A 6,703-nucleotide genomic window follows, 5' to 3' on the forward strand; every position below is an offset into this window, starting at 1 on the left:
TTCCACTCGAGGTCAATGGTTCAGGCTCGATCCCATAAAATCAAATACAAATTCAATCTGGGGTCATGCAAAAACCTTATGCCAACGCATGAATGTCGGAGAATGAAGCAAGCGTCTCGAGCAGATGCACGCGAAATTCCTCCGCAGCCCGCGACAACGGCAGATCCGCCGGTTTGACGATGTGAAAATCGAAGGGAATCTGCGGCTCGAAGGGGATGGCCCTCAGGTTCTCGCGGAACACGCGCGGCGTCATCGGGTCGACGATCGCGATCCCGACCCCCATGGCGGCCAGGCCGCATGCGGAATAGGACGGCTGGCTCTCGATGGCGATGTTCGGGTTCACATTCGCTTCGGCGAAGCTCTGCGTGACGTAATTGGCGGTCAGCGTGTGGTGGGCGAGCGCCACCAGCGGTTCGCCGCGCAGGTCGCGCGGCGTGAGGACGTCGCGCCCGCCCAGCGGATGGTCCGGCGACAGGGCGCAAACGCAATAGGTGCGGTAGGAGGCGAGAAATTCGACATCCCGGCGCTCGATGTGCGTCTGCGCCACGCCGAGATCGAGCTGGCGGGACGCCACCATGTCGACGATGCGGGCGGAGGTGTGCACGTCATGGGTGACCTTGATGCCGCGCCGCTCGGCCAGCAGCCCTTTCAGCGCCTTGGGGACGATCTCGAAGCTCACCATGGGCATGGTCGCAACGTGAAGCGTTGCGCGGCGCAGATCCTTGATCTCGCGCGCCGCCTGGCCGAGGCGGTCGAGCCCGTAGAACATCCGCTCGACTTCCTGGATGAACTCTCGCGCCTCCGTGGTCGGCTCCGACCTTCCCCCCTGGCGGAGGAACAGTGGGAAGCCGATGCTGCGCTCGAGATCGGCGATGAGACGGCTGACGGCCGGCTGCGAAACGTTGAGGGCCTGCGCAGCAGCGGTGATCGAGCCGTGACGCATGACTTGGCGAAATGCCTGGATCTGCCGTTGATTCATGAGTGCCCGCAAGACGATGTCCGACAGGCCGAAGCACAGCCGCGCTGCCGCCCCCTGTCAATCGATTTCGCCGGATGCCGGCCGATGCGGCAGCCGCGCAAGCCCCTGAAAGGCCGGCCTACTTGCGCTTCATCGCCTCGGCCAGGGCAGCCCCCAGTGCGCCCTGCGGCCGGTTCTGCTGCCGGCTCTGGCCGGATCCGCCATTGCGCGGTGAGGAAGCCGACGGGCCTTTCGCGCCGCCGCGCGGCTGCGGCCTCGCTCCCGCATCGCCATCCTTGCGCATCGACAGGCTGATGCGCTTGCGCTTGGCATCGACATCGAGCACCCGGACCTTGACGACGTCGCCCGCCTTGACGACCTCATGCGCGTCCTTGACGAACCGGTCGGCGAGCTGCGAGACGTGCACCAGCCCGTCCTGATGGACGCCGATGTCGACGAAGGCGCCGAAGGCGGCGACGTTGGTCACCGTGCCTTCCAGCATCATGCCCGGCTTCAGGTCCTTGATGTCGTCGATACCCTCGGCGAAGGTCGCGGTGCGGAAGGCTGGGCGCGGGTCGCGGCCGGGCTTCTCCAATTCGGCGAGGATGTCGCGCACGGTCGGCAGGCCGAACCGTTCGTCGACGAAGGTCCGCGGGTCGAGCGCCTTGAGGGCCGCGCTGTCCCCCATCAGCGCCCGCACGTCACGGCCGCAGGCGGCAACGATGCGCCGCGCCACGCCATAGGCTTCCGGATGCACCGCCGAGGCGTCGAGCGGCTCGCTACCGCTCGGAATGCGCAGGAAGCCGGCACATTGCTCGAAGGTGCGCTGACCAAGCCTTGCGACCTGCAGCAGCTCCTGCCGGCTGGAGAAGGCGCCATTGGCGTTTCTGTGCGCGACGACCGCCTCTGCCAGCGAGGCGCCAAGCCCGGACACGCGTGCGAGAAGCGAAGCCGAAGCCGTGTTGAGATCCACGCCGACGGCGTTCACCGCGTCCTCCACCACCGCGTCCAGCGCCCGCGCCAGGCGATACTGATCGACATCGTGCTGGTACTGGCCGACGCCGATCGACTTCGGCTCGATCTTGACGAGCTCGGCAAGCGGGTCCTGCAGGCGCCGGGCGATCGACACCGCGCCGCGCAACGACACGTCGAGGTCCGGGAATTCGGCGGCCGCCGTCTCGGACGCCGAATAGACGGAAGCGCCCGCCTCCGAGACGATCACCTTCAACGGCTTCGGCGCCGGCATGTCGGACAGCATGTCGGCGACCAGCCTCTCCGTCTCGCGGCTGCCGGTGCCGTTGCCGATGGCGACCAGCTCGACCTCGTGCTTGCGGATGAGAGAGGCAAGCTCCGCCTGCGTCCCGCGCACATCGTTCCTCGGCGGGAACGGATAGACCGTCGTCGCCGCCACCAGCTTGCCGGTTCCGTCCACCACGGCCACCTTGACGCCGGTGCGAATGCCCGGGTCGAGCCCCATCGTCGCTCTTGATCCTGCCGGCGCGGCCAAAAGCAGGTCCTTCAGATTGCGGGCGAAGACGTTGATCGCCTCCTCCTCGGCCCGCTCGCGCAGCTCGCGCATCAGGTCGAGCGTCAGATGCAGGAACAGCTTCACGCGCCAGGCCCAGCCCGCGACATCCATCAGCCATCGGTCGCCGGGCAGCTCATGGCCAATCGCGTAAGCCTCTGCCACCATCCGCACGGCCGGCTTCACCGCCGAGGCATCGTCGGCATCGACCTCGATGTCCAGGGAGAGGACGTCCTCGTTGCGCCCGCGCAGCATGGCCAGCGCACGATGACTGGGCACGCCAGCCCAGCGCTCGACGTGGTCGAAGTAATCGGAGAACTTTGCTCCGGCCTCTTCCTTGCCTTCCACCACCCGTGCCCGCAGGAAGGCGCGTTCCTTCATGTAGGCTCTCAGGCGGCCGACCAGGTCGGCATTTTCGGCAAATCCCTCGGCCAGGATGTCACGCGCCCCTTCCAGCGCCGCCTTCACGTCGGGAACCTCGTCCGTGACATAGGCGGATGCAAGCTCGGACGGCACCGCGGAGCGATCGGCGAAGATCGCCTCGGCAAGCGGGCCGAGGCCGCGTTCCCGCGCGATCTCGGCCTTGGTGCGGCGCTTCGGCTTGTAGGGAAGATAGATGTCCTCCAGCTCCGCCTTGGTGGCCGCCGCGGCGATCCTGCGCTCCAGATCCTCCGTCAGCTTGCCCTGCTCGCGGATCGAGCCCAGGATGGTGTCCCGGCGCGCGTCGAGCTCGCGCAGATAGGCAAGACGCTCCGACAGCAGACGCAGTTGCGTGTCGTCCAGGCCGCCGGTCACCTCCTTGCGATAGCGCGCGACGAACGGAACCGTCGCTCCCTCGTCAAGCAGGGCGATCGCCGCCGCGGCCTGTTCCGGGCGGGCATTGATCTCGGTGGCGATAAGGGCGGCGATGCGTTTGGAGTCGGTGGTCATGCGATTTCCTGAATCGATGGGCGGCGGCGACCATAGTCGCATTTCCGCCATACAGCCAAGCAGCACGTCGGGGCGCCGGCCGTTGTCCACGCAGGAATGCTGTTAAAGCATTTTGCAGCCATCCGGAAAAACGAAAGATGGATGCACGCCACCGTGGCCCGCTCAGGCGCTCTCGCTCAAACGGGGCTTGCCGGCCGACGGCAGATGATAGGGGGCTTCGGTCGCCAGCGCCTTCTTCTTGCCGGCCAGCGCCTTCTGCGCCGACAGGAACCGCGCGATGCCGTACTGGATCGCCAGCCCGCCGCCCAGAAGCACGGCATCCGAAACGAAATCCGTCTCGAAGCGGACGCGCAGGACCTGCAGAACGATCGCCAGGACCGAGCCCGCCGCAAAGACCGCGAGCCCGTTCTTGCCCATCAGCTCGATGGGCCGGAAGACCGGATGCCTGAAGAGCGCCATCACCCAGGCGACGTTGGTCAGCACATAGGCGAGCGCCAGCGCATGGAGCAGGCGCGGCAAGGACACGAACGTCTTGTCGAAGGTGCCGATGAAGAAGGGCAGCGCATCGCCGCCGGGAATGGCACCGACGCGCAGTTGCACCCAGGCGCAGGAGAAGACGAGGAAGGCCGTGCTGGCCCAGAAGAGCCATGCCCTGAAGGGAACGAGCTTGCGCTTCTCGAGCATCGACAAGCCGCCGGCGATGCCGATGGCGTAGATCAATTGCCAGGAGAACGGGTTGAAGAACCAGCCACCCGGATTCGGATAGTTCGGCATGTTGAGCCGGAACATGCCCGCGACGAGCCAGACCAGCAACGCCACCCCGACGAGGGCTCGCCGGCTGCGCAGGCCGATCAGGATATAGAGCGGCGAAATCACCAGCAGCACGGCGTAGAGCGGCAGAATGTTGAAATAGCCAAGCTGGTGGCCGAGCAACGGAATACCGACCATGGCCTGCAGCGGCTGGTCGAGCAGGCGGGCGAAATTGATCTTGCCGATCATCTCGACCGTGCCGAGGAAGAGGACGCCGGCGGCAACCAGGGCGATGGCGATCACCGAGCTGACGATGTGCGTGACGTAAAGGACCCCTGCCCGCCGCCACACGCGCATGCAGGCCGAAAACATCGGGCCCGCGCTGAAGCCGCGCGAATAGGCGAGCCCGACGGCGATGCCGGACATCAGGACGAAAGCCTCGGCGGCGTCGGAGAAGCCGAAATTGCGCGAGGTCAGCAACTCGTAGACGTTGCCGGGCACATGGTTGATGAAGATCGTGATGAGAGCCAGGCCGCGAAAGACGTCGAGGCGCTGGTCGCGTCCGTGACCGATCGGCACTAAGGGAGCGTTCAAAGCCTGCACCTCACCGGTCAGCTTCGGCCGGCGCGAGCCCGCCGCTTCGGCCCGTTGGCGCGGCCGCTTGCTCTGCCGGCGCACCGCGCCAGCGGGCAAGCACCGCTTCCTGGCCGCGGACGACCGGCGAAGGATGGCTGTCGATTCCCGTCAGGAAGATGCCCGCATCGCGCAGCCGGCCCGAAGCGTTCCACGACGTCACGTGAATGAGGAGCGGCGCGAACACCTGAGGGCCGGCGACGAGCAGCAGCCACGAGACGTATTCGGGTGCGAACTGGAACGCCAGGCCCAGCGTGACGAGCCCCGTCGCGCTGATCCACCAACCCGCCGCCCAGGCCTCCGACAGGCTGACCGCGCCCGCTTCACGGTCCGTCTCCGGCCAACCGCCGTCCATTCCGGAAAACACTTCGAGGACGGCACGGCACTGATACATGAGCATGATCGGCGCCAGCAGGCTGGTGGTCAGGATCTCGGTCAGCGTGTTGAGCAGGGCGCGCCATGTCCCGCCGAACTGTCCGTTGCCACTGCTCAGCGCGCCGCGCACGACGATCAGCAGCTTCGGCCCGATCAAGAGACCGAACACGCCGACCAGGAGCGTCAGCGCGAGGCCCTGCTCGACACGCGGGAAGACGGGAAACAGGCCCGGTTCGGGAAAATAATCCGGAACGCCCTTCAGGGTCGGCGCCGCGATGCTGGCGATGATGAACAACGCCCACAGCGGCGAGGTCACATAGGCCATGATGTTCTGCAGGAAAACGAAACGGCTCCACAGCCGCAGGCCCGGCGCCATCATGACGCGCGCATGCTGCAGATTGCCCTGGCACCAGCGCCGGTCGCGCTTGGCGAAATCGATCACGTTGTCCGGCCCCTCCTCGTATGAGCCGACAAGGTCGGGCTCGACGCGCACCGTCCAGCCGTTGCGCGTGAGCAGTGACGCCTCGACATAGTCATGGCTGAGGATATGCCCGCCAAACGGCGGCGTGCCGCTCAGTTCCGGCAGCCCGCAGCTCTGCGCGAAAGCGCGCGTCCGCACGATCGCATTGTGTCCCCAGAACGGCCCGGCCTCCCCTTGCAACTCCGCCAGGCCGCGCGTGTAGACAGGGGAATAAAAGCCGGTGGAGAATTGCATGGCGCGACCGAAGAAGGAGCGCGCATGGACGATCTTGGGCAGCGTCTGCAACAGCCCCAGCTTCGGGTCGGCATCCATGCGCCGCACCATCTCCGCCATCGTCGCGCCTTCCATCAGGCTGTCGGCGTCGAGGACGAGGAGATAGTCGTAGAGCGCGCCCGAGGTGCGGATGAAATCCGCCACGTTGCCGGCCTTCTTTCCGGTGTTCGCCTCACGCCGGCGATAATAGAGCGCGACACTAGCGCCGAATTCGTCATAGAGCCGCCCGAACCAGTGCGCCTCCTGTTCGGCGACTCGCTCGTTGCGCGTGTCGGACAGGATGGCGAACTCGAAGCGATCGGCAAGGCCAAGCGCTTCGACACTGCCGATCATGGCCGCCACGTGGGAGAAGGTCTTGACCGGGTCTTCGTTGTAGACGGGAACGAGAACGGCCGTGCGCGAGGTGGTCGGCACCAGTTCGAACGCTTGCTCGCCCGCCTTCAGGGGAAAGCTCAACAGGCCGTTGAAGGCATAGGCCGCGCCCCAGGCGAGCCACATGGTGCTCGCCGCAAGCAGGACGATGCGGATCGCATCGACCCACTGGATGCCGTCGCTGGAGAAGTAGCCGACCGCCAGGGATGCAACCAGCCCCGCCATCACCAGGCAAAACAGGATCGAGAGTACACGTCTAACGCTGACCATCATGCTCCTAGGGCAGCCTCGGCCGCCATCCCTGTCGCCGTCGTTCCGGTCTGACGCCGGTTATTTCCAGGCCCGTGGTCTGCCCCAAACAGATGGGACCCGTCTGTTTGGGGCAGACCACAAGCTATCGATCTGG

The 6,703-nt window shown here is 66.1% G+C and carries 4 protein-coding genes; all 4 read right to left on the reverse strand.

What is annotated here, in order from left to right; genetic code table 11:
* Window positions 1-76: 76 nt before the first annotated feature.
* The 4 genes from NUU27_RS06835 to mdoH all read right to left on the reverse strand — a co-directional run bounded on the left by NUU27_RS06835 (window position 77) and on the right by mdoH (window position 6,567).
* Window positions 77-979 carry a LysR family transcriptional regulator gene (locus NUU27_RS06835; protein WP_257761338.1) on the reverse strand — a complete coding sequence of 301 codons (903 nt, stop codon included), beginning with the start codon at window positions 977-979 and terminating at the stop codon, window positions 77-79.
* Between the two features lie 118 nt (window positions 980-1,097).
* Entirely contained in the window at window positions 1,098-3,413 is a 2,316-nt protein-coding gene (locus NUU27_RS06840; protein ID WP_257761339.1) for a Tex family protein, read from the reverse strand.
* Between the two features lie 162 nt (window positions 3,414-3,575).
* Window positions 3,576-4,856 (reverse strand): OpgC family protein, encoded by a 1,281-nt coding sequence (locus NUU27_RS06845; RefSeq protein WP_257761340.1) that lies wholly within the window; start codon window positions 4,854-4,856, stop codon window positions 3,576-3,578.
* A complete protein-coding gene (gene mdoH, locus NUU27_RS06850; RefSeq protein ID WP_257761341.1) occupies window positions 4,768-6,567 on the reverse strand; it encodes a glucans biosynthesis glucosyltransferase MdoH in 1,800 nt (599 codons plus the stop codon). The genes NUU27_RS06845 and mdoH overlap by 89 nt, the downstream gene beginning before the upstream one ends.
* Window positions 6,568-6,703: the final 136 nt, after the last annotated feature.

Origin of the sequence: Nitratireductor sp. ZSWI3, assembly GCF_024655565.1 — a bacterium.
Classification (GTDB): Bacteria; Pseudomonadota; Alphaproteobacteria; order Rhizobiales; family Rhizobiaceae; genus Nitratireductor.

What these genes read in the sequence shown, in the direction of transcription:
- NUU27_RS06835 (WP_257761338.1), bottom strand. Translation starts at nt 979, where the DNA reads ATGAATCAACGGCAGATCCAGGCATTTCGCCAAGTCATGCGTCACGGC.
- mdoH (WP_257761341.1), bottom strand. Translation starts at nt 6,567, where the DNA reads ATGGTCAGCGTTAGACGTGTACTCTCGATCCTGTTTTGCCTGGTGATG.
- NUU27_RS06840 (WP_257761339.1), bottom strand. Translation starts at nt 3,413, where the DNA reads ATGACCACCGACTCCAAACGCATCGCCGCCCTTATCGCCACCGAGATC.